The organism is Colwellia sp. BRX8-4 (assembly GCF_014077345.1).
In the GTDB taxonomy this organism is placed as follows: Bacteria; Pseudomonadota; Gammaproteobacteria; order Enterobacterales; family Alteromonadaceae; genus Colwellia_A.
On the sequence record NZ_JACGVS010000022.1, the window covers coordinates 18,104 to 41,040 of the forward strand.

Here is a 22,937-nt window from a genome sequence, read left to right on the forward strand (position 1 = left end):
AAGGTAAACGTTGCAACAACACTAAATTCAATATTTAGTGTTAAGTAAACTTGTTGCGAAAAATTGTTATAAAATTAAATTAAGCGATGGGGGGGCGTATAAGTTGTTCTATAAAGTTGATGTTGATATCGATAAGATAAAAATATTGATTGGGAATTAATAGCTTAGTGACAGTCGAAGTTAATTTTTTTGTTAAAAACCATTGGCTGTGTGAACCTTGACAGTGCCCACAATGATGACAGTCTTTGACGTTATGCTCAGTATCAGAGGTTGCATTAAGTCGAGCTTGATTGTCAACTTCATGAGAATGTTCAGTTTGTAAATGTTGAGCGTCAAGCTGATGATTATTGTCTGAATTAGCCACAGCAACAAACGATTGCAAGGCAATCGATAGTACTATTAAAAAGCCAAGCCAAATGTTTTTCATTTTTACTGCATTCTTCAATTTACAAACAGAGACTGGCGGATGCTAAGCTAAATTATATTCTTAGTCAATAATTAGCGAATGGCTGGGAGGTGTTCAATCAGGTTTTATTATACCAAGGTATCAATATTTAGCGGCAATAGGGCTATTTTAAAATAAAAGCATAAATAGAAATATTATTGCGCAGTATCCTTTGGAGTTACAATTTTTATTGGGTTAGAATGTAAGCAACTTTGTTTGAGGTATTTTTATGTTCCAGTCAGAAAAAATAATAATAGCTGACGACCATCCCCTTTTTCGTCAAGCATTAACGTTGATGATTTCAGCTCATTTTAGCGATATTGATGTACTTGAAGCAGAAGATGTTCATGATTTAGAGCGATCCTTAGCAGAACATCAAGACGTTGGCTTATTATTACTCGATCTTAATATACCTGGAGCCCAAGGCTTTAATACGTTAATTACTATGCGTGAACGTTATCCTCAAATGGCTGTGGTAGTAGTCTCTGGTTATGAAGAAAAAGATATTATTACTAAAGCTATTGATCACGGCGCGGTTGGTTTTATCCCTAAATCAACTGATGTACCACAAATGCTTGCAGCACTGGAAATAATCTTGGCAGGAGGTCTTTGGACGCCAAACCTTGAAGAAAATAAAAATAATTTACCTATTTCAGAAATAGGTAAGAAAATCGCCAGTTTAACCAACCAACAAAACCGTATCTTGAAAATGTTTTCTGATGGTTTACTCAATAAACAAATTGCTGCACAGCTTTCACTTTCAGAAGCTACAGTAAAATCGCATGCCAGTTCAATTTTTTTGAAATTGGGTGTGAAAAGCCGGACTCAAGCAGTCATTATGCTCAATCAGAATAATCATCAGTCATTTTCAGCATCATTAGAATAATTTTGTTGTAATGCCTTGGTTAGAAGCGAACTCATTAAGGCTCTTAAGGCAATAGGTTTTATTAATTTTCTTAAGTAACTCATTCCTGCTGCTTGGCTTTTTTCTAAAACATCACTATCGGTGGTAGCTGTAATTAAAATGGCGGGCAGCGGATAGTTTTTTATTTTTTGTAATTGCTTAAACAAACTAATACCGTCTTCATTATTATCTAATTGGTAATCGACCAAAACAATGTCAATACTGCTTTGATATCTTTTAAAAATAACAGTAGCTTCTCTGGTGTTCTTTGCACAAAAAACATTGCATCTCCAAGCACTCAATAATTTATTCATTCCCTTAAGCACATCTGGATCATTATCAATACATAACACATTGACATCTTCTAATGACACTTGCTTAATAGGCGATTTTTTGGCATTACGCTGTTTTATTGCTGAAGCAATGGGAAATGATAAACTGAAATTACAGCCATGCTCGGGCTGAGAATTTAACTGCACGCGAGACGATAAAAGTTGAGTTAAACTTTGAGCAATATTAAGGCCTAAACCTAAACCTTTTACACCAACATGCTGGTTACTTTCGAGTTGAGTAAATTGTTCAAAAACAGTTTTCTGCTGCTTATAGGGAATACCTGGCCCATTATCAATAACTTGAATAATGATGTTTTTTCCCTTTCGTCTACAGCCCAATAGTACTTTTCCAGGGCTCGCGTAACGAAAAGCATTAGATAATAAATTTTGTAAAACTCTTCGTAATAATTTTGAATCACTATTAATCCACAAGGACGTTTGCACCCAATGAAACTCAATACTTTGTTTTTTAGCCAAGGGTGAAAACTCACTAGCAATACTCGTAAAGACATCATTAAGTGAAAGGTGGTTTATATTAGGAACAATATTGCCACTTTCTATTCGGGTTATTTCGTTAAGATCCTTTAAGAGATTATTGGCTGTTTTTAGTGAGTTATCGATATAGTTCACGCTTTCTTTTTCTTCTTTACTTAAATGAGAACTCATTGCTAAGGTTGATGAAAAAAGTCGTGCCGCAGATAAAGGTTGCATCAAATCATGGCTGCAAGCCTTAAGATACTGGCTTTTTTTTAAATGTGCTTGTTCAGCTTTTTGTCTTGCAATGGCAAGTTCTTTATTTCCTTGTTCCAATTTTTTATAAGCATCTTCTAATTTCTTGGTTCGCTCTAAGACTAAACTTTCTAAATCAAGATTTTCCTCTTTAAGTAACTGCTCTGCTTTTTTATAAACAGTGATGTCAGTAAATATCATCACAAAGCCACCATCAGGTATTGGGTTTCCTTCAATACGAATGATGTTGCCATTGGGTTGTATTCTTTCAACGCTGTGTTTACTGCCTTCTCTAAAAAACTGTAAGCGCTTTTCAACTTGCTGATTTAACGAATGGGCGTATTCAGGGCGACTTTTAAGATTAAAGTAAATTAGATCTTTGATAGGGCTACCGATATAAATAAGCTCTTCAGGGTAATTAAATAGCGCTAGATAAGGTTTATTCCAAGCGACCATATTCAATTTGCTATCAATAACGGAGATACCTTCGTTGGTATTTTCTATCGCACTCGATAACACGCTACGACTAAATTCAATACGGTGGCTTGACGCACCCTCAACAATTTTTGCCACTTCATCCAAAGCCATATCTTTACCGGTAATGGCAAAAGAGATCACTAGGCGCGCTGAAGCTGAGCCCATAACTTTAGCTAGGGTATTTTCAATATGAAAAATTAGTGCTTCGTTATATATTTGTTTATTTGTTTTAAGTGGATCATATTTTTTATTAAATTCAGTAAAACACTGCGCAGACTTTTCACTACCGACAAACCTTGTTAACAACAAAGCCAACTCTTTTTGGTTTATTTTTCCATGGCTAAAATGAAGCCTCTCATTGATGTTTGGTCGTTCAATAAAGTGTTCAATCTGAGATTGCTCTTGGATAGTCGCTCGGCTAATTTTAGAGACCAGTATCAGTACAATTACATTAATGGTTAACCCTAATAACGTGGCTAAGGTGGTACTCGATATTGACGCATCAGCAAAGGGATGAGCATAAAAGCCTAATTGGGGTAATAGGTTGAGGAAAAACCAAATCATAAACCCTGATGTTATTGCGAATAATACTGCCTGCAAACTCACTTTTCGCCAATAAAACGTGGCAAAAAGTGGTGGGCCTATTTGTGCAATTGCACCAAAAGATACTTCGCCTAAGGAGGCTAAAGTACCAGGAGGTGCAGCAACAAACATACCGTAGCAAAGTAAGATAATAAATAAGACCAATGCTTTACGTATCATTAGTAATTTATCTTTGAACTTTTTAAAGTCAGTTTGCTGAATGTTCGAGTGTTTGAATAATAAAGGGAAAACAACTTCATTACTGAGCATAGTGCTTAAGGCTATGGTCGAAATAATAACCATAGAACTGGCTGCTGAAACCGCGCCAAGGAATGAAAATAATGTCAACCATAATTGACCTTGATAAGCAGGTAAAAATAATACGTAAGCTTCTGCATCAAGAGAGTCTCCGTAGAGCAATCTTCCGGATAAGCCAATTGGAATAGCAAAGAGTGCAAAAATAGCTACGTAACTAGGAAATAGCCAGCGGCTGAGTTTAGTATGAGCTTGCTCTTTAAGTTCAACGACCATTACTTGAAATTGTCTTGGAAAACATAAAAAAGCAGACAGACCAATAACGAGTAGACCTAGCATAGAAACAAACTTTGAAAGCGTAAAGTGATGGGCTGGCTCAACGTTTTCTGTGGCTAGTGTCCAAATGGTAATCGGTGAGTCATAGAGGTAAAACGAAACAAAAAGGCCAATTGATAAAAAAGCAACCAGCTTAATAATAGACTCGAAAGCTATTGCCATCATCACCCCAGGGTGACGCTCAGTAACATCAATTGCTCTAATACCAAAAATAATAGTGAAGCCCGCTAAAATTAAGCTAACAATTAAGCCAAGTTGCCATAAAGATAAATATTGATCTTCTTGCAATATGGTATAGGAATGCACAATCGCTTTTAGCTGTAAGGCGATATAAGGTATGGTGCCAATTAAGGTAACAAACGTGACAAGTACGGCTAAACGTTGTGATTTTCCAAATCGAGAAGCGAGTAAATCAGCAATTGACGTGATATTTAATTGTAAGCTGACTTTAATCATCCGTTGAATAAAGGGCCAAGCAAATAAGAATAATAAAATCGGGGCGAGATAAACAGAAAGATAAGAAAACGAATAATTAGCGGTTTGTCCTGCAGTCCCCAAAAAACCCCAAGATGTACAATAAACCCCAAGCGATAGCGCATAAACAATCGTGTGATATTTCGTTGCTATTTTATGCCGATAACGATCCCCTAAAAAGGCAATAATAAAAAGTAAGCCAATATAACCAACACTTGTGATCACTAATTGCCAATTTGGAAACATACATCAATCTCATTAATTCTTCAGAAGTCATCTTATTTTGATGAGCTTGCAGATTTACAAATTATTCACGGTAAATCAATTGATTCCGACTTTTATTTAACTAATTCCACAGTAAATCAATTAAAGCTAAGATACTAATACCAAAGACTTAATACTAAAGTATTACAACTTTAGAGTTAATACTTATTGCCAATTGTGACTCGCTGTTTTTTTAGTGATATTTGTTTCAGACACATAACACTTATAAAAATTACTTGGGGAATTGGTCAATGAAAATTCAGAAGAATAAAAAACTATTACTCGCCACCTTATTGGGTTCATTGGCTGCAGGTTCAGCAAATGCAGCTTATGAATTTAAACTAACAGATACTGATAAAGTTACTCTGGGTGGCTATATTAAAGTTGATGCTCGCTATGTTGATGGTGATGTTGCGTATCGAGACTTTTGGGTTGGAGCTGGAGCGCCGCTTACCGATAGTCAATCTCAATTTAAAATGAATGCTAATGAATCTCGCTTTAATCTTAAATATTCACATGGTGATGTCACGGGCTTTCTTGAAATGGACTTTTTAGGGGGCGGGGGTGATCAACGTTGGTCAAACTCTTCTCATAATCGTCTTCGTCATGCTTTTATCAGTTATAAAAACGTATTAGCGGGTCAAACATGGTCAACGTTCATGAATACGAGTGCTTTGGCCGAAACCGCTGATTTTGCTGGTGCCACCATTGGTATAGTTTTCGTTCGTCAAACCCAAATACGTTATACCCAAGGTAACTTTCAAGTTTCTATAGAAAACCCTGAGTCGTGGGGGGGCGATGCTTCACAAGATGATAAACCTGATGTTGTTGCCCGATATAACCTAAAAGGTGATTGGGGTAACGTCTCTTTTTCAGGTTTGGCACGTAGCTTAACAACCTCTTTAGGTAACTCAGAAAGTGCTTTTGGCGTATCAATTGCCGGTCGTATTAAAACGGTTGGTAAAGATGATTTACGCTTTCAAGTTCACAAAGGTGAACTTGGGCGTTATGTCGGTTTAGCGTTTGCGCCAGATCTAAATAATGACAAGATAGAAGATACGACTTCTTATCTTGTGGCTTACCGTCATTTTTGGGATGAAAGTTTACGTTCAACAGCAATGTATGGGTATGCTGAAGCTGATGTGTCTGGTGCTGAACGTAGCCAATGGAGTGTTAACTTATTCACCAATTTCACTAAGGAATTAGCGGTAGGTGTTGAAGTTGGAAACTTCTCTATGGACGAAATCAATAAAGACTCAGACTACCTGCAGTTATCATTCAAATACACCTTGTAAAAAGTAATAACGTTATAGCTAACTCGTTATGAAGCGGTTAGCTAGTTTTACGCAAGTCTATTGAAAATAGGATCTTTATTTTGCTCAGTGCTAAATACCAGATCACCTTTTATTTTAGTGGTTACTCTTTCATTATTTTTGAAAAAACGGCTAAAGACAAAAATTATCTATCAGGAGTGTGAGTATGTCTGAACCAATACTCAAAATTGATCAAATATCGTTAGCTTTCGGTGGTGTTAAAGCACTTACTGATGTCAGCTTCGAAGTTTCACGAGGCGCTATCTTTTCTATTATCGGCCCAAATGGGGCGGGTAAAACCTCAATGCTAAATTGTATCTCAGGGCGCTACCGTCCAAACAGTGGTTCTATTGCTTTAAATAATCAAGAAGTTACTCACTTACGTCCTAATGACCGTGCTGATTTAGGTATGGGACGTACTTTTCAAAATTTAGCCTTATTTGGGCATATGTCTGTGTTAGACAATATTATGGTGGGTCGCCATCATTTGTTGAAAAATAACTGGATCACGGGCCCTCTTTATTGGGCATCTAAAGCACAAAAAGAAGAACTAGAACATCGACGTTATGTTGAAGAGATTATTGATTTTTTAGAAATATCACATATCAGAAAATCAGTCGCGGGCACTTTATCTTATGGCCTTAGAAAACGGGTAGAACTTGCTCGAGCGATGGCGCTGAACCCGCAACTCATTTTACTTGATGAGCCTATGGCGGGCATGAACTTAGAAGAGAAAGAAGATATGGCGCGCTATATCTTAGATCTTAACGAAGAGTTTGGCATTACAGTTGTGATGATAGAGCACGACATGGGTGTGGTTATGGATATTTCACATGAAGTGATGGTACTCGACTTTGGTAAAAAATTGATGTGCGGTTTACCCGAAGAAGTGATGGCGAACGAACATGTAAAACGTGCTTATTTAGGCGTTGAAGATGATGAACTCGAAGACTTGCAAGGAGTTGGATAATGAGTATAACCAATGATTTTGATATGGGTGCACTCGATACTTTCCCAAAGATACTTCGAGAAAATGCAAAAAATTGGCCCAATGATATCGCCATGCGAGAAAAAGAGTTTGGGATCTGGAATGAATTTAGTTGGGTTGATTACCAAAATCGTGTGAAGTGGTTAGCGATCGCTTTGGGTGAACGTGGTATTAAAGCCGGTGACGCGATTGCTTTGCTGGGTGACAACCGCCCTGAATGGGTTTGGGGTGAAATCGCTGCACACGCAATGAGTTGTTATTCCATTGGTATTTTCCAAGACTCGCTTCATGAAGAAGTAATTTATCTGCTCAATAAAAGTAATGCGACCGTTGTTATCGCTGAAGATGAAGAGCAATGCGATAAGCTTTTAGAGCTTGGTGATGGCATACCTGATGTGAAATGCATTGTTTATTGTGATCCGCGAGGTATGCGTAAATATAATGATCCTCGGTTAGTCAGTATTGAAGACATCTACAAACAAGGTCAGACAATAGACCAAGCATCACCGGATAAATATGAAGCACTCGTTAACGCCACGAAAGCTGAAAACACCGCGATTTATTGCACAACTTCTGGTACTACGTCTAAGCCTAAAATTGCTTTGTTGGCGGGTGGTAATTTTGTCAAACATTGTTCATCGTATTTACGTGCTGACCCTCGTCAGCCTGGTGATAACTATGTTTCAGTACTGCCTTTACCTTGGATCATGGAGCAGGTTTATGCGGTAGGTCAGGCATTAATTGCTCGCCAAATTGTTAATTTTGTTGAGCAGCAAGAAACATTAATGGCAGACCTTCGCGAAATAGGCCCAAGCTTTGTTTTACTGGCGCCTAGAGTTTGGGAAGGTATTTTAGCGGACGTGACTTCAAGAATGATGGACTCTACACCGCTAAAACAAAAAATCTTTAATTACGCGATGAAGTTAGCCGAAAGCGCGCAAGCAAAAGGAGAAAAGTCTTGGTTGGCTGACGTACTATTAATGAAAGCACTCCGTGATCGTTTAGGTTTTACCTTCTTAAAATCTGCCGCAACAGGTGGCGCTGCTATGGGACCTGATACCTTTAGATTTTTCCAAACGATTGGGGTGCCGCTTCGTCAACTTTATGGACAAACTGAATTGTGTGGTGCTTATACGGTACATCAAGAAAATGACATTGATTATGACAGCGTCGGTGTTGCTTTTGATTGCGCCGATGTAAAAATAATTAATGAAGATACTCAAGGTATTGGCGAAGTCCTTGGCAAAACAATTGGTATGTTTACGGGGTACATTGATAATCAAAAAGCATACGACGATGACGTAAAAGATGGTTGGATGCACACGGGTGATGCTGGCTATTTTAAACCATCAGGCCACCTGGTTATTATTGACCGTATTAAAGATTTAGCCAAAACCAGTAATGGCGACCAATACTCTCCGCAATATATTGAAAACAAATTGAAATTCTCATCTTTTATTGGCGAAGCGGTTATTTTGGGTAAAGACAAACCTTACCTGTCGGCGATGATTTGTATACGTTTTAGTATCGTTTCTAAGTGGGCTGAGCAACAAGGTTTATCCTTTACCAACTACACCAGTTTGTCTGCGTTACCGGAAGTTTATCAAAAGCTAACTGAAGAAGTTTCAAAGGTTAATGAGACACTACCCGATGCACAAAAAATCAATAAATTCTTATTACTTTACAAAGAACTTGATGCAGACGATGGCGAGTTAACACGTACTCGAAAAGTTAGGCGTTCAGTCATTGCTGACAAGTATGGCGACATCATTAGCTCTATCTATGATGACCAAGAATATGTTGATGTTGATACGGTGATCACCTTCCAAGATGGCGGTAAAACGCGTATCCAAACTCAATTAAAGGTCGCAACATTATCTAATAAAAACAATGTCTGCGCCCCATCTGCACATGAACAGAGGAAAGCATCATGAATTTTGAACTTCTATTTCAGTTAATTACTAATGGCCTGATTGTCGGTTTGTTATATGGCGTTGTCGCGATGTGTTTTGTGCTGGTTTATAAATCAACACAAATAGTTAACTTTGCTCAAGGTGAATTTTTACTGATTGGTGCTTGGGTGTGTTGGGCATTCTTAATTTACATGGAACTGCCCTTTATCGTTGGGTTCTTCTTAACGTTATTTTTTATGGCAGGTTTTGGTGTGTTGCTGCAAATGATTGTGCTTAGACCGATGATCGGCGAGCCCATTATCTCAGTCATTATGATCACGATAGGTTTGTCCATGTTCTTTCAAGCGTTAATGAAGTGGATTTTTGGCTTAAACCCACAAAGTTACCCACAGGTCTTTGAAAAGCAAAGTATCGAAATATTTGGTTTAAATGTTGAAGTGGCTTATTTGCTGAGTACCGGTATTGCTTTATTTGTGATGTTGGCTTTCTTCTTTTTCTTCAAATATTCAAAACATGGTTTAGCGATGCGAGCGACTGCCTTTGATCAACAAGTAGCTCAAAGTTTGGGTATATCGGTAAAAAGCGTCTTTGCGATGAGCTGGGGAATTGCTGCTACGGTGTCAGCAACTGCCGGTATTGTTATTGGCTTAGTCAACGGTGTTTCAGATTCGTTATCTATTATGGGTATTAAGGTTTTTCCAGCGGTAATTCTTGGTGGGCTTGACTCTATTGTTGGTGCCATCGTTGGTGGATTGTTTATTGGTGTTTTAGAAAATGTTGCTGAGTTCTTTGATAGTCAATACTTCCATATTGGCAACATGTACGACATCGCTCCTTTTTATGTGTTGTTAATTATCTTGTGGTTTAAACCTTACGGTTTATTCGGCACAAAAGATATTGAACGCATATAGCCATTGATAGGATTATTCATTAATGAGTTGTTGCTAGCAGTTAAATAGAACACTCATTTAGCAAACCAGTTTAAGGAGTAAATTATGTCGAGTTTAACGATGCGCCCGTGCGGAGATTTTCGCACTAGTTATAAACAAGATAATACTATTTTCGAAACAAAAAACATTAGAATTATGGCAATTATCGCTGTCGCGTTTTTAATTACAGTACCGCTATTTTTTGATGGTTATATTCTAAGTTTACTGATTCAAATGTCGTACTTAGGCATTGCAGCACTCGGACTAAATATTTTGGTTGGTTATACCGGGCAAATATCTTTAGGCCATGGTGCGTTCTTTGGTTTTGGTGCATTTGCATCAGCCTGGCTAAATATGTCAATGGAGATCCCCGTGTTTCTCTGTATACCTTTAGCTGGGTTTTTAACGATGGCTGTGGGCATGATGTTTGGTATGCCTGCAGCAAGAATTAAAGGTTTATATCTTGCGATAGCAACGCTGTCTGCTCAGTTTATTCTTCAAGATTTCTTTGCTCGAGCTGATTGGTTTTCTGGAGGGTCTTCAGGTTCAATGGCAGAGCCTGTTAATTTATTTGGTTACGCTTTTGATACAGACCAAAGCTTTTACTACATCGCTTTATTTGCTTTTGTCTTTATGTTTATTTGGGGCTGTAATTTAATAAGAAGTCGAGATGGTCGAGCTTTTGTTGCGGTACGCGACCATTATTTATCAGCTGAAATAATGGGCGTTAAATTAAATAAATATCGTTTGTTGTCATTTGGTATATCGTCTTTTTATGCGGGTATTGGTGGTGCGTTATATGCGCACTATTTAGGTTATGTGTCGGCTGAAGGCTTCACTATTTTTCTTTCCATTCAATTTTTAGCGATGATTATTATCGGCGGCTTAGGTTCAGTGAAAGGCACCATGATGGGGGTGATTTTTATGGTGTTATTACCTGAATTTCTTGCTGGTGGGGTTGGCATGATGAAAGAAACCACTTGGGGAAATATTCCTATGGTGATTGATGGTTTAGCTTTCATTAAAGAAATGGCCATTGGTTTAGTGATTATCTTGTTCTTAATCTTCGAGCCTGAAGGTTTAGCGCATCGCTGGGCTCAAATTAAAAATTACTGGAAATTTTACCCTTTTGCTTATTAAAGCTTAAGTATCAGGGAGAATAAAAAGCCAGTGAGATTTACTTGCTGGCTCAATAAACTAAAAAATAATAATGGCAACTACAGTAATTGTATTAGCCAATCACATTACAAAAGGATTATTACCATGCAGAAAAAACTATTAGTGCGTTCAATTATTACGTGTGCGGTATTAGGATCAAGTGGACAAGCAATGTCAGAAGATTCAGTATTTGTGGGGCATTTGGCTGATATGTCTGGACCAACCGCTTTTGTAGGTAAAGTATATGCTGACGGCGTACGTGATTCATTAGCCTATATTAATGAGCATGGCGGCATAAAAGGGACCAAGCTTGAATTTGAAACTGTTGATTATGCTTATAAAGTGCCACAAGCCATTTCTAATTATAAAAAGTGGAAGTCACGTAAACAAATGGTCGCGATGCAAGGTTGGGGTACTGCTGACACCGAAGCGTTAATTTCTTTTGTTGCTAAAGACAAAGTCCCTGTTTTTTCAGCTTCCTACTCTGGGCATTTAACTGACCCAACAGGCAAAAACCCAGAGACTAAAAAACCAGCACCTTATAATTTTTTCTATGGCGCCTCATACTCAGACGCTTGTCGGGGATTAGTGCAATGGGCAGCACAAGATTGGAAAACAAAAGGTAGCTCAGGCAAACCTAAATTTACCCATATTGGTGCTAATCACCCTTACCCTAATGCACCCAAAGCCGCTTGTGCAGAATATGCGATAGAGCTCGGTTTTGATGTGCAACCACCGGTTGTTGTTTCAATGAAGCCCGGTGACTTTAAAGCACAGTGTCTGAGTTTAAAAAGCTCAGAATCTAATTATGGTTACATAGGTAACTTAGGGGGGTCAGTTCAATCCTTGATTAAATCATGTAATACCATAGGCACAGATATTCAATTTATGTCGAATATCTGGGGAGGCGATAAACAAGTTTTCCAAGCGGCAGGACCAGGTATTAAAGATTATATCTTCCCCACCATGACACCTTTTTGGACAGACGACGTCCCAGGTATGAAATTAGTACGCGAAATTTCAAAAATGTCTGATGAATCAGGAAATGAATCACGTTCACATCACTATATGCGCGGTGTTTGCTCTGCTTACTTTATGAAAGAAGCGATGGAGTGGGCGAAAGACAATGGCGGCATTACCGGCGAAAATATTAAAAAGGGTATGTACGCAAATACTGACTGGGTTCCAAAAGGTTTAGAGGGCGTTTGTTTAGCCGCTAACTGGACTAATGAAGACCACCGAGGCGTTAACCAAGTAAACATCTATAAAGGTAATTATAACGACGGTGATATAAAAATTGAAAAAGTGACGTCGGTTACTTTAGATCGTCGTGATGATTGGTTAGGTTACTAATTTTCATTAGTTTTTATTTATTTTAGCCTCATAAAGGCAGGAAATAATTAAGCGTCTGTCTTTATGAAGTTTTACGGAGTATTTATGTCACAACCTGCAGTTAAAATAGCAACAGCTAAACCGCTATTGTCAGTGAATAATATTGAAGTTGTTTACGATGACGTCATTCAAGTTTTACGCGGAGTTTCGTTAGATGTTCCTGAGGGGGATGTCGTCACTTTATTGGGGCCAAATGGTGCTGGTAAATCGACCACTTTAAAAGCGATTTCAGGTTTGTTGAAAAGTGAAAAAGGTGAAGTTACTCGCGGCGACATTACCTTTATGGGGGAGCGTATTGACAGTAAAAATGCTGAAGACGTAGTGCGCAGTGGTCTATTTCAGGTAATGGAAGGCCGACGTATTATTGAAGATATGACGTCACTTGAAAACCTAAAATTAGGCGCATATACCCGCAATGACAAAAAAATTAATCAAGATATCGAAATGGTCTATAACTATTTTCCTCGCTTAAAAGAACGTACCGGATTAGCAGGTTATTTGTCAGGAGGAGAGCAACAAATGTTAGCGATAGGTCGAGCATTAATGGCGCGCCCTAAAATGATCTGTCTTGATGAACCTTCCATGGGCTTGTCACCACTTTTAGTGAAAGAAGTGTTCGATATTATTGGAAAAATCAATCGTGACCAAGGTATTACTATGCTGCTGGTTGAGCAAAATGCCAATTACGCGATCAAAGCAGCAGACTATGGCTACATTATGGAGTCAGGAAAAATAGTGCTTGATGGCACGCAAGATCAATTGCTAAATAATGAAGATGTAAAAGAATTCTACTTAGGCGGTGGTAATGAAAACCGCAAAAGCTTTAAGAATCTTAAGTCTTATAAGCGTCGTAAACGTTGGTTGTGATTTTTTCAATAATAAGACCCGCAAATAATATTAAGGAATGAACAACGATATGAATAGCTTCTATGATGACAAAGAACACCAAAGTGAACTGCAGCGAGAAAACACATTATTTGGGCAATTACCCGCGCAACTTCTGTTTGCTCAAAGCCAATGCCCGTATTACCAAGATAAGCTGGCTGATATTACCCTTGAAAAAATAAGCTCTAGAGCTTTACTTGCTTCATTGCCGATAATGCATAAATCAGACTTAATTGCTTTGCAACAAGCACAACCTATTTTTGCGGGTCTAGATGCTAAGTCAGCTAATATTGGGCGAATTTTTCAATCACCAGGGCCGATAAACGACCCAGAAGGTGATGGTAATGATTGGTGGCGAATGGGTCGTGCCTTTTATGCGGCTGGTTTTCGCGCAGGAGACCGTATACAAAATTGCTTGTCTTATCATCTTACGCCGGGCGGTTTTATTATGGACTCGGGCGCGAAAGCTTGTGGTTGTGCTGTTATACCCGCGGGGCCAGGACAAACGGAACAGCAACTTGAGATAATTGAAAATTTAAAGCCCTCAGGCTATTGCGGCACACCCTCATTCTTGAAAATATTATTAGATAAAGCTCAACAACAAAATAGAGACATCTCTAGTATCTCTAAAGCTTTAGTAACGGGTGAGGCTTTACCCGAGGGCTTGCGAGGTGAATTACAAGCACGAGGGGTTGAAACTTTGCAAGCCTATGCCTCAGCAGATGTGGGTTTAATTGCTTATGAAAGTGCGCAGTCTGATGGGTTAATTATTGCTGAAGATATTATTGTTGAGATTGTCAGGCCGGGCACAACAGAGCCCTTGCCTGATGGTGAAGTAGGTGAAGTGGTCATCACTAATTTTAATAAAGATTACCCACTAATTCGTTTTGCAACCGGTGATTTATCAGCCATAAAAGTAGGAGTAAGTGCCTGTGGTCGCACCAATAAACGTATTAAAGGCTGGTTAGGTCGTGCTGATCAAACCGCTAAAATAAAAGGGATGTTTGTACATCCTATTCAAATTGAACGAGTACGCCAAGCCCATACTGAAATTGCTAAGGTTCGTTTGTTGATCACCAGTGAAAACTTTAATGACAGTATGCTTTTACAATGTGAAATTAACCATGAAAACTATTCGATTGAGCAAGAAGCCGCGCTGGTATTAGCTATTTCGTTAAGCCTAAAGTCTATTACCAAATTATCAGGTAATGTGGAATTATTACCACTAAAGCAATTAAAAGATGATGGCAAAGTTATTGATGATTTGAGAACGCTCTCTTAATTTAAGGAATAAATATGAACAGCAAAGCATTTCAAGCGTGTTACCCAGACGATTTAAGTCATTGTTATGGTTGTGGCACCAATAACCCCGAGGGGCATCAGTTAAAAAGTTATTGGTCTGGTGAGAAAACAATTGCTCATTTTACCCCTGAGCCTTACCACACAGCGATCCCTGGTTTTGTTTATGGTGGTCTAATTGCGTCATTAATTGATTGTCACGGCACAGGAAGTGCCTCTGCCATGGCGTATCAGTGTGAAGATCGAGAAATGGGCAGCTCTCCTGCGCTACGTTTTGTTACTGCTGCGCTGAATATTAATTATCTAGCGCCAACGCCTCAGGCGGTTGAACTTGAACTAATAGGCACATTTGTTGAAGTAAAAGAACGAAAAATAATCGTAGAAGTTACTGTCTCAGCTAAGGGGGTTACTTGTGCAAAAGGGACGGTGATCGCTGTAAAAATGCCCGCAACTATGGTGGTAAAGTGATGAGTAACTCAGCACAGCCCTATGTTTTATCTCGGATGTCAGGTCGAGTGCTATGGCTAACATTAAATAGACCTGAAGCAAGAAATCCACTTTCTTCAGCCATGATCTCGGTACTGAAATCGTCAATAACCTTAGCGAACAATGACCGTGAAGTAAAAGTTATTGTGATCACCGGCTCTGGTAAAGTATTTTCGGCAGGTCATGACTTAAAAGAAATGAGTGGTAGAACGTTAGATGACCCGTTAACGCGCGAACAGCGTGTTAACGACGTTTTAAATAGTTGTGCAGACATGATGATGTCATTAGTAAAATCACCCAAAGCAATTATTGCTTGTGTGCAAGCCACTGCAACAGCAGCTGGATGTCAGTTAGTGTCAATGTGTGACTTAGCGATTGCCAGTGAAAATGCTAAGTTTTGTACCCCTGGCGTTAATATCGGTACTTTTTGTAGTACACCTTTGGTAGGCATTGGAAGAAATATTCACCGCAAACATGCTATGGAATTAGCGTTAACAGGCGATCTTTTTTCAGCAGCAGACGCGGTACGTTTTGGTTTAATTAATCGTGCAGTACCTACTGATTTTCTATTGGAAGAAACAGAAAAGCTGGCACAAAAAATTGCCAGTAAATCTGCCATCGGTATAAAAGCGGGTAAAGAAGCCTTTTATCAGCAACTAGAAATGCCAATTGAAACTGCTTTTGCTCATGCTGGCGCAAGCATGGTTGCAGCGATGCTTTCAGAGGAATGTGAGGAAGGTGTTTGTGCTTTTTTTGATAAACGTGAAGCGAAATGGGGAGAGATTTGAAACCAGTTTGTAAGCTTTATTAGGAAATCACTTAATATTTTATGTTGTTTTTTTCCAAAATTATTAATTGAATATATTAATAATTTAAATCCTTGATATTTAAAGAATAGGGCATTGAATGACGTTCGTCAATCAATGCCCTATTTCTGTTTATCAATGTCTACTTTCTAAATTACACTCAACTCTGTTTAAGAGATAATTGACTTATTGAAAGCATGTGATTTGATTTCACACTTTACACTAGTTTTATATTTTGTCTTTTTATCGGATTTTACCTAATTGTTATTTTTTTGTTAAAAGTACGAGGATGTTATTTTTAAGTGTGAAGTTTAGTGGGGTTTTAACTCTAATATCCATAATTTCATTGCTTTTACAATCGTTGAAGTTGATTTTTATGTGGTATTTTTTCAGTTGTTTAATAAAAATTTATTATTTTTATTAAACAACTGCGTCTAAATATTTATTAGCTTGTTGTTAATAAAGGTAAATATTAACTTTTTAATCTAGATGCTAATAAAATTGTATAGCGGTAATCAAAGTTATCCTAATGCCAACAGTATCAGAGTATTCTGCTGAGTACTTTCTACAGCTTTTTTCGTACTATGCTTGTAAAGTCACTTTGTTTGGGTAAGAATGCAATAAGGTGTTACTTTTTTGTAACATTTTTGGTTTGTTCAAATAATAATTATTAAATACTGGAGATAAACATAATAATGAAAAATTCAAATATAAAGCGAAGCTTTAATCGCTCGTTAGCTGCTATCGCAGTTGGGGCATGTTTAGCTGCGTCTCCGATGACTTTTGCCGATAATGTTAGTGGCTCTATTTACGGTAAAGCCATTCAGGGTAAAAGTGTAACAATTCAGAACCCAGCGACAGGTTTTAAACGCGTTGTTGTTGTTGGTGAAGATGGCCGTTTTAACTTTTCTAAGTTGCCGACAGGCAAATATACTGTCGACAATGGTGTAGATACTCGAAACATCTTAGTCGCTATTGGTAAGGGCAGTAATGTTGATTTTACAGAAGTTTCTGAAATTATCTCTATTGTGGGTAATTCTTTAGTTAGTATCGATACCACATCGGTAGAATCGACTTCAGTCTTTACTGCTGAGCAAATAGACTTATTACCGGTAGCAAGAGATTTGACATCAGTTGCTTTGTTAGCTCCTGGAGCAACAGCAGGTGATTCTGGTTTAGGAAATGGTAATACGGCCTCTTTTGGTGGTTCGTCAATTGCTGAAAATGGTTATTTTATTAATGGTTTCGATGTTACTAATATTCGTAACTTTACCTCTTTTGCTGACCTTCCTTATGATGCTGTTTCACAGCAACAAGTTCGCACCGGTGGTTATGGCGCAGAATACGGTCGTTCATTAGGTGGCGTTGTTAGTTTAGTAACTAAACGTGGTTCAAATGAATGGAAATTTGGTGGCTCAATTGAATCTACGCCAGCAAGTTTTAGAGAAGATGGCAAAGATGTTACTTCTCGCGATCCTGATTTAGAATACTCTAACCGTTATTCTTCATTCCGCTCAGCTAATGAATTTGACTCTTTATCCTATAATGCCTATGCATCAGGCGCTATTGTTGAAGATAAACTATTCTTTTTTGGCTTATTTGAAGGCCAAGATGATGAAAGCAATACCTTTGGCAAACAAACAAGTGAGACAATGAAAGACGACTCACCAATGTACTTGTTAAAGCTTGATTGGAATATCTCAGACGACCATTTATTAGAGATGACTTACATCGATAATGAAGAAACACAAGAATTTACCTCATACAGTAACCCTGAAGGTATGTATTACACTGGGACTCATGGTGAAGCTGCTGACCCTTATGAGATCACCAAAGGTGGCGATGTTACTATCGTTAACTATACCGGATTTTTAACTGATGATTTCTCAGTAAGTGTTCTTTGGGGCAACATGACCAATGAACTAGAAACGCGTAACCCTGATATCGGCCCTGGCGCTGAATGTGAGTTAGTATTCGATCGCCGTGAAACACCTTCAAGTTCACAAAGCATTGGTTGTTGGGGTATTGCTCAAGGCCAAAGTACTGTGCCTGAAGCTGGGATCGCTTCTGATACTGATGAACGCGACTCTTTACGTTTAGGCGCAGAATGGATTCTAGGTGAACATACACTTCGTGTCGGTTATGACCAAGAGAAATTTACCTCGACTAAACGAGGCACTACCTTTACAGGTGGCGAATACTGGCGCTGGCATGTAGCTCAAGATGTTGACGGAGCAGGCGGACAAAGCGTCAATGGTGCATTTGTAACAGCAGGTGAAGAATATATTCGCCATAGAGAAAGTAATACGGGTTCTGCTTCTTATGAAGTTGAAAACACAGCATTTTATATAGAAGACACTTGGCAAGTTACTGATGAGTGGATGGTGTACTTAGGTTTACGTTCTGAAGGCTTTGAAAACCGCAACGGTGATGGCGATTCATTTGTTAAATCTGACAGTGAATTGGCGCCGCGTTTGGGCTTCTCTTGGGATATGGATGGCGATGGTAACAAAAAACTTTTCGGTACTGCCGGGCGTTACTTTATGCCAATCGCGGCTAATACAAATATTCGTGCTGCAGGCACTGAATGGAGCTATGAAGAGTACTTTTATGTAGACAGTGCTGATGAAAATCCAATCACTGCTGCTCCTGATAAAGTGGGCGACGCTATTGGTACAAGAAACTCTAACGGTGATGAGAAAGCGCCTGATTCAAGAACCGTAGCGGCAACAAACTTAAAACCTATGCATCAAGATGAATTTATTCTTGGCTATCAACAGCAGGTTGATGACTGGATTTTAGGTGCCAAGGCTATTTACCGTGAAGTTAAAGATGGCATGGATGATTACTGTTCTCATCAGCCATTTATCGATTATGCAACAGACAATGGTTATAATGATTTCGATTATAAATCAATGGCTGGCTGTATGATGATGAACCCAGGTAATGATTTTTCTATTGCGCTGGATCTTAACAATGACGGTAATTACGACGTAGAAAGTGTTCCTGAAGAATACTTCGGCCTAGAAAAATACAAACGTACTTATAAAGCTTTAGAATTCACTTTCGAGAAGCCTTTTGCTGACGGTTGGTTCTTGCAGGGCTCTTATACTTTAGCTAAAAGTGAAGGTAACTCAGAAGGTTATGTTAACTCGACTCTAGAGCAAGAGGATGCAGGTTTAACACAAGACATTGATAATGCATTATTTCAGCATGGTGCCTATGGTGCTTTACCCAATGATCGTCGTCACACCTTTAAAGCTTTTGGTGCATACCAAGTTAATGATGAGATTTCAGTATCTGCTAATTTCAGTTTACAATCTGGTCGTCCAAGAAACTGTGTTGGTTTTATTCCGCTTGACGAACTTAGAGATGAGTTAGGTGTTGATGCTGGCGGTTTAGCTAATTACGGTGCTTCATCGTTTTACTGTGGTGGTGTCTTAGGTAATCGTGGCGATCAAGGCCGTACTCCATGGGTTAAAAATGTTGACCTAGGTTTAACATATAAGCCGGAATATGTTGATGGCTTAACCGTGAAAGTCAATGTCAGAAATGCCTTTAACTTTCAAGAAGTCACTGAATACAATGAAACAGGTGACGTAGGCTCGGCTTCATCGAGACTGCCTAACCCTAACTATACGACACCGGTAAACTACCAAGCTCCACGTAGAATTACACTGACTGCTCGTTATAGTTTCTAATTAAATAGTAAAGTTAAACATATTTAAATTAGCCAAGCCGTTCAGGTAAACTGAGCGGCTTTTTTATAGATGAATTTAGGCACTTCTTGCTATTACATTAAAGTATTAAGGGGGAGGACCACCTTGGTTTCCACCAGTATCACAAGATCCAAACGAATTAGCAGGTATTTCAGCTTTAAATCTAGGCCTCATCATGAAAGGAAAGGAAGAGGTTAAAACGTGCGCTTCTTCGGTTAACGAGAGGCTAAATGGCAAGATAGTTAAGTGCTCACTTTCGCTAAAGTGAACAACATTGACTCCTGTGCTGTTGTTTATAAGTGCACAGCTATTTGTCATAGTACTTACGCAATGTTGAATTTAAGGTTACGCTATGCTTTTTTACACTATATATATTAAGAGGTAATGCTTTGCTACAGCGGACTTTATATTTATTACGCCATGGTGAAATTGCTACACCGGGTATTTTAGCCGGTAAAACAGATGTCGCACTTTCTGAAAATGGCTTGCAACAGCTGTGGGACGTTAGCCAAAAATTACCAGAGATATCCTTTTGTATCAGTTCACCTTTGCAACGTTGTCAGGTGTTTGCCAAAGCATACTCATTAAAATACAGCATTAATCTCCAATTAAGCGATAACCTTAAAGAAATGAATTTTGGTGATTGGGATGGACAAACCTATCAAGCCTTGTGGCAGATAAAAGCCAGTGCTCTGCAGCCTTCACTGGGTGATTTTTGGCAAAACCCTTGGCAGCATACTGTGCCTAATGGTGAAGCTATGGCTGATTTTGTTAAGCGTGTCGATACTTGGTGGCAAGAATGGCTCGCAGACGCACCCGAAGGAAATACCTTGGTGGTTGCGCATGGTGGTGTTATCAAACACTTAATTGCGCGTGTACTTAATTTGCCTATGCCGGGCACGGTTCACATGAGTCATATTGATATTCCTTATGCAGGGCTAGTTAAAGTTAATATTTATACTGATGATAGTGGCGTTGATTGGCCAAAAATAGTGTGGTGATAAGTTACCTCGATAAGTCAATGAATTCGGTGTTATTGGCAATTAAACCTTGCTATTTTTAGTGAGCAGACGATAATCTCCAAACAAAATTATATAACTCATTTTTAATGTGGGAATGTGGTGAAAAACCGCAACTGTACCCGCAACTGTAAAAGCCTTTTAGTGGTAGTTAATAACCATAAAGCTTAAGTCAGGATACCCATTAATTTAGAGTCATTTGCCTATCAAAATGACAGGCAAAACCAACAAAGTCGAGCGGGTTTACTCGAACATTGTATTGTCGACTCTTGAGTTTTTCATATACTAAGAGATTGATTGTGCTCTGTTTGATGCTCCTTAAGTGTCAATAGTATGTGAGTAGCAATTTTTGAATAGTAGCCAGGATCAATCCTCATCAATAAATACCGCTAATACCGCATTGCTTTCAGTGCAGCATCTTTCTTGGCATGCCGACAGCCAACTTATTTTAGATGATATTTCTTTCACCATTAAAAAAGGCAGTTTTACTGGTATTTTAGGGCCTAATGGTGCCGGAAAGTCTAGCTTACTTCGCTGCTTATATCGTTACGTAAAACCTGATTCTGGTTTGGTGCAATTTAATCAAAAAGATATTTGGCAAAAGTATGACGCCTATCAATATGCTCAAGATATCGCTGTAGTTTTACAAGAAACACCCACCCATTTTAACTTAACTGTTCATGACGTTGTTGCGCTGGGTTTACTGCCACACAAAGGTCTATTTACCCGTGAACAAGCCAGCGACCGACTTAAGATAGACCGTGCTATTAAGCAAGTTGGCTTAGTGGATAAAAACTTACAAAATTTTGAACATTTATCCGGTGGAGAAAAACAACGCGCACTTATAGCTCGTGCTATCGTGCAAACGCCCAGCTTACTTATTATGGACGAGCCAACCAGTCATCTTGATGTTCGCTACCAAATTCAGGTTATTGAATTAGCTAAATCGCTAGGCATCACGGTTATTGCGTCTTTTCATGATTTAAACCTTGCCAGTGCGATGTGCGATCAACTGCTGGTGTTAGATAAAGGTAAACTGGTTGAGCAAGGGTCACCACAAGCGGTGATCACCTCTGAAATGTTATCAAATGTATTTGGTGTCTGCGCGCAAGTCTCTCTTCATCCACAACATAAGGTTCCTCATATTTCTTATTTCTATGGCTACGATACTCAAGAAAAAACGGCAGAAAGTAGAGCGTTACCTCATGTTTAAGGTCAATCATTCGTGGATTATTTTTCTGACCTTAGCTTTTGGTGTTATCAGCTTTATTGCGTCGTTATCTTTAGGTGCTGCAGATATTAGTTTTAGCGATGTTACTTCGAGTCTACTGGCTAGTTTATCCACAGATAAAGACGCGAGCGAGGTGATTTTTTATGAGCGTATTATTTGGGAATTACGTATGCCGCGCGCTATTTTAGCTTTTTTAGCGGGTTGTGGCTTAGCGGTTTCTGGGCTGATTTTACAAACGGTAACGCGAAATCCATTAGCCGACCCTTATCTTTTTGGTATTTCTTCAGGGGCTTCTTTAGGAGTCGTTATATCTATTGTTTTATTGGGCAGCACTATTTCTGTTGTAACACCTGTCGCGGCTTTTGCGGGCAGTTTAGTGGCGATGCTAATGTTGCTAATGATCTCTGGTCGTCGGCAAAGTCAACAAGTTGAATCTATGCTATTGGCTGGCGTAGCGTTATCGTTTTTGTTCAGCTCGTTTACTAGCTTGTTACTTTATCATACCGATCCACAAGCGGTTACGGCGATATTATTTTGGACTATGGGCAGTTTTTCGCGTGCGCAATGGTCTATTTTATGGTTTCCCGCGGTCGTTATTATTAGCTGTGTCATTATGATGTTAGCGTATCGACGCCAACTGAATGCAATGTTGCTAGGCGATGAAAGTGCTACAACCTTAGGTATTAATGTTAACCGCTTTCGCTTAGTGATGTTGGTACTGAGTTCACTGATCACCGCAACGTTAGTCTCTTTGTGTGGTGGTATAGGCTTTGTTGGCTTGATGATACCCCATATTGTACGATTTTTTGTTTCTCAAGGTACTGTTTTTGGCATTATGTTAACGGCTTTAGTCGGTGGTATTTTTATGATTTGGGTGGATGTATTATCGAGAGTTGTACTAGAAAACCAAGAGCTACCCGTAGGTGTTATCACTTCTGCTTTGGGGAGCTTATTCTTTTTATCCTTGTTGTACTTTCGCAAAAATAAAGCTTAAAGGAGCT

The 22,937-nt window shown here is 38.8% G+C and carries 18 protein-coding genes and 1 riboswitch; of the genes, 15 read left to right on the forward strand and 3 right to left on the reverse strand.

Features of this window, described 5'->3' with window-relative positions:
* Positions 1 to 79: 79 nt before the first annotated feature.
* Complete coding sequence (locus H4J56_RS16005; protein ID WP_182259600.1) at positions 80 to 427, reverse strand: DUF2946 domain-containing protein; 348 nt, start codon at positions 425 to 427, stop codon at positions 80 to 82.
* A gap of 247 nt (positions 428 to 674) precedes the next feature.
* On the opposite strand from H4J56_RS16005, the gene H4J56_RS16010 reads away from it, so the two are divergent.
* Positions 675 to 1,331, forward strand: a complete 657-nt coding sequence (locus H4J56_RS16010) for a response regulator transcription factor (RefSeq protein WP_182216621.1) — start codon at positions 675 to 677, stop codon at positions 1,329 to 1,331.
* Here H4J56_RS16010 and H4J56_RS16015 read toward each other — a convergent pair.
* On the reverse strand, positions 1,304 to 4,780 hold the full coding sequence (locus tag H4J56_RS16015) for a PAS-domain containing protein (protein WP_182216623.1): 3,477 nt from the start codon (positions 4,778 to 4,780) through the stop codon (positions 1,304 to 1,306). The genes H4J56_RS16010 and H4J56_RS16015 overlap by 28 nt on opposite strands.
* 269 nt (positions 4,781 to 5,049) lie before the next feature.
* On the opposite strand from H4J56_RS16015, the gene H4J56_RS16020 reads away from it, so the two are divergent.
* The 11 genes from H4J56_RS16020 to H4J56_RS16070 all read left to right on the forward strand — a co-directional run bounded on the left by H4J56_RS16020 (position 5,050) and on the right by H4J56_RS16070 (position 19,668).
* Positions 5,050 to 6,093: a DcaP family trimeric outer membrane transporter gene (locus H4J56_RS16020; RefSeq protein ID WP_182216625.1), complete on the forward strand. Its 1,044-nt coding sequence runs from the start codon at positions 5,050 to 5,052 to the stop codon at positions 6,091 to 6,093.
* A gap of 184 nt (positions 6,094 to 6,277) precedes the next feature.
* Entirely contained in the window at positions 6,278 to 7,081 is an 804-nt protein-coding gene (locus tag H4J56_RS16025; protein WP_182216626.1) for an ABC transporter ATP-binding protein, read from the forward strand.
* Positions 7,081 to 9,033, forward strand: a complete 1,953-nt coding sequence (locus H4J56_RS16030; protein WP_182216628.1) for a long-chain fatty acid--CoA ligase — start codon at positions 7,081 to 7,083, stop codon at positions 9,031 to 9,033. The genes H4J56_RS16025 and H4J56_RS16030 overlap by 1 nt, the downstream gene beginning before the upstream one ends.
* Positions 9,030 to 9,923: a branched-chain amino acid ABC transporter permease gene (locus tag H4J56_RS16035; RefSeq protein WP_182216630.1), complete on the forward strand. Its 894-nt coding sequence runs from the start codon at positions 9,030 to 9,032 to the stop codon at positions 9,921 to 9,923. The genes H4J56_RS16030 and H4J56_RS16035 overlap by 4 nt, the downstream gene beginning before the upstream one ends.
* 84 nt (positions 9,924 to 10,007) lie before the next feature.
* A complete protein-coding gene (locus H4J56_RS16040) occupies positions 10,008 to 11,081 on the forward strand; it encodes a branched-chain amino acid ABC transporter permease (protein ID WP_182216632.1) in 1,074 nt (357 codons plus the stop codon).
* Between the two features lie 123 nt (positions 11,082 to 11,204).
* Positions 11,205 to 12,452 (forward strand): ABC transporter substrate-binding protein, encoded by a 1,248-nt coding sequence (locus tag H4J56_RS16045; protein ID WP_182216634.1) that lies wholly within the window; start codon positions 11,205 to 11,207, stop codon positions 12,450 to 12,452.
* 84 nt (positions 12,453 to 12,536) lie between these two features.
* Positions 12,537 to 13,358, forward strand: a complete 822-nt coding sequence (locus H4J56_RS16050) for an ABC transporter ATP-binding protein (RefSeq protein WP_182216636.1) — start codon at positions 12,537 to 12,539, stop codon at positions 13,356 to 13,358.
* Between the two features lie 49 nt (positions 13,359 to 13,407).
* A complete protein-coding gene (locus H4J56_RS16055) occupies positions 13,408 to 14,658 on the forward strand; it encodes a phenylacetate--CoA ligase family protein (protein ID WP_182216638.1) in 1,251 nt (416 codons plus the stop codon).
* Between the two features lie 14 nt (positions 14,659 to 14,672).
* Positions 14,673 to 15,143, forward strand: coding sequence for a PaaI family thioesterase (locus H4J56_RS16060; protein ID WP_182216640.1), 471 nt, complete (start codon positions 14,673 to 14,675; stop codon positions 15,141 to 15,143).
* Positions 15,143 to 15,949 carry an enoyl-CoA hydratase gene (locus H4J56_RS16065; RefSeq protein ID WP_182259601.1) on the forward strand — a complete coding sequence of 269 codons (807 nt, stop codon included), beginning with the start codon at positions 15,143 to 15,145 and terminating at the stop codon, positions 15,947 to 15,949. Before H4J56_RS16060 ends, H4J56_RS16065 begins: the two co-directional genes overlap by 1 nt.
* Before the next feature lie 713 nt (positions 15,950 to 16,662).
* Positions 16,663 to 19,668 carry a TonB-dependent receptor gene (locus H4J56_RS16070; protein ID WP_182250752.1) on the forward strand — a complete coding sequence of 1,002 codons (3,006 nt, stop codon included), beginning with the start codon at positions 16,663 to 16,665 and terminating at the stop codon, positions 19,666 to 19,668.
* Positions 19,669 to 19,773: 105 nt separating this feature from the next.
* Here the strand turns inward: H4J56_RS16070 and H4J56_RS16075 are convergent, their stop codons facing one another.
* The gene (locus H4J56_RS16075; protein WP_182250753.1) at positions 19,774 to 20,004 is read right to left on the reverse strand and encodes a hypothetical protein; all 231 of its coding nucleotides are present in this window, start codon (positions 20,002 to 20,004) and stop codon (positions 19,774 to 19,776) included.
* 71 nt (positions 20,005 to 20,075) lie between these two features.
* On the opposite strand from H4J56_RS16075, the gene H4J56_RS16080 reads away from it, so the two are divergent.
* The 3 genes from H4J56_RS16080 to H4J56_RS16090 all read left to right on the forward strand — a co-directional run bounded on the left by H4J56_RS16080 (position 20,076) and on the right by H4J56_RS16090 (position 22,930).
* A complete protein-coding gene (locus H4J56_RS16080; RefSeq protein WP_182216647.1) occupies positions 20,076 to 20,687 on the forward strand; it encodes a histidine phosphatase family protein in 612 nt (203 codons plus the stop codon).
* Positions 20,688 to 20,759: 72 nt separating this feature from the next.
* Positions 20,760 to 20,909: riboswitch (cobalamin riboswitch) on the forward strand.
* A gap of 145 nt (positions 20,910 to 21,054) precedes the next feature.
* Positions 21,055 to 21,918: an ABC transporter ATP-binding protein gene (locus H4J56_RS16085; RefSeq protein WP_220465963.1), complete on the forward strand. Its 864-nt coding sequence runs from the start codon at positions 21,055 to 21,057 to the stop codon at positions 21,916 to 21,918.
* Positions 21,911 to 22,930: an iron ABC transporter permease gene (locus H4J56_RS16090; protein ID WP_182216649.1), complete on the forward strand. Its 1,020-nt coding sequence runs from the start codon at positions 21,911 to 21,913 to the stop codon at positions 22,928 to 22,930. The genes H4J56_RS16085 and H4J56_RS16090 overlap by 8 nt, the downstream gene beginning before the upstream one ends.
* Positions 22,931 to 22,937 lie beyond the last annotated feature (7 nt).

Excerpts from the sequence above, each read along its gene's own strand:
- H4J56_RS16075 (WP_182250753.1), bottom strand. The coding sequence starts at position 20,004 with ATGACAAATAGCTGTGCACTTATAAACAACAGCACAGGAGTCAATGTT.
- H4J56_RS16090 (WP_182216649.1), top strand. The coding sequence starts at position 21,911 with ATGTTTAAGGTCAATCATTCGTGGATTATTTTTCTGACCTTAGCTTTT.
- H4J56_RS16015 (WP_182216623.1), bottom strand. The coding sequence starts at position 4,780 with ATGTTTCCAAATTGGCAATTAGTGATCACAAGTGTTGGTTATATTGGC.
- H4J56_RS16045 (WP_182216634.1), top strand. The coding sequence starts at position 11,205 with ATGCAGAAAAAACTATTAGTGCGTTCAATTATTACGTGTGCGGTATTA.
- H4J56_RS16070 (WP_182250752.1), top strand. The coding sequence starts at position 16,663 with ATGAAAAATTCAAATATAAAGCGAAGCTTTAATCGCTCGTTAGCTGCT.
- H4J56_RS16050 (WP_182216636.1), top strand. The coding sequence starts at position 12,537 with ATGTCACAACCTGCAGTTAAAATAGCAACAGCTAAACCGCTATTGTCA.
- H4J56_RS16005 (WP_182259600.1), bottom strand. The coding sequence starts at position 427 with ATGAAAAACATTTGGCTTGGCTTTTTAATAGTACTATCGATTGCCTTG.
- H4J56_RS16025 (WP_182216626.1), top strand. The coding sequence starts at position 6,278 with ATGTCTGAACCAATACTCAAAATTGATCAAATATCGTTAGCTTTCGGT.
- H4J56_RS16030 (WP_182216628.1), top strand. The coding sequence starts at position 7,081 with ATGAGTATAACCAATGATTTTGATATGGGTGCACTCGATACTTTCCCA.
- H4J56_RS16060 (WP_182216640.1), top strand. The coding sequence starts at position 14,673 with ATGAACAGCAAAGCATTTCAAGCGTGTTACCCAGACGATTTAAGTCAT.
- H4J56_RS16010 (WP_182216621.1), top strand. The coding sequence starts at position 675 with ATGTTCCAGTCAGAAAAAATAATAATAGCTGACGACCATCCCCTTTTT.
- H4J56_RS16035 (WP_182216630.1), top strand. The coding sequence starts at position 9,030 with ATGAATTTTGAACTTCTATTTCAGTTAATTACTAATGGCCTGATTGTC.
- H4J56_RS16040 (WP_182216632.1), top strand. The coding sequence starts at position 10,008 with ATGTCGAGTTTAACGATGCGCCCGTGCGGAGATTTTCGCACTAGTTAT.
- H4J56_RS16055 (WP_182216638.1), top strand. The coding sequence starts at position 13,408 with ATGAATAGCTTCTATGATGACAAAGAACACCAAAGTGAACTGCAGCGA.
- H4J56_RS16020 (WP_182216625.1), top strand. The coding sequence starts at position 5,050 with ATGAAAATTCAGAAGAATAAAAAACTATTACTCGCCACCTTATTGGGT.
- H4J56_RS16065 (WP_182259601.1), top strand. The coding sequence starts at position 15,143 with ATGAGTAACTCAGCACAGCCCTATGTTTTATCTCGGATGTCAGGTCGA.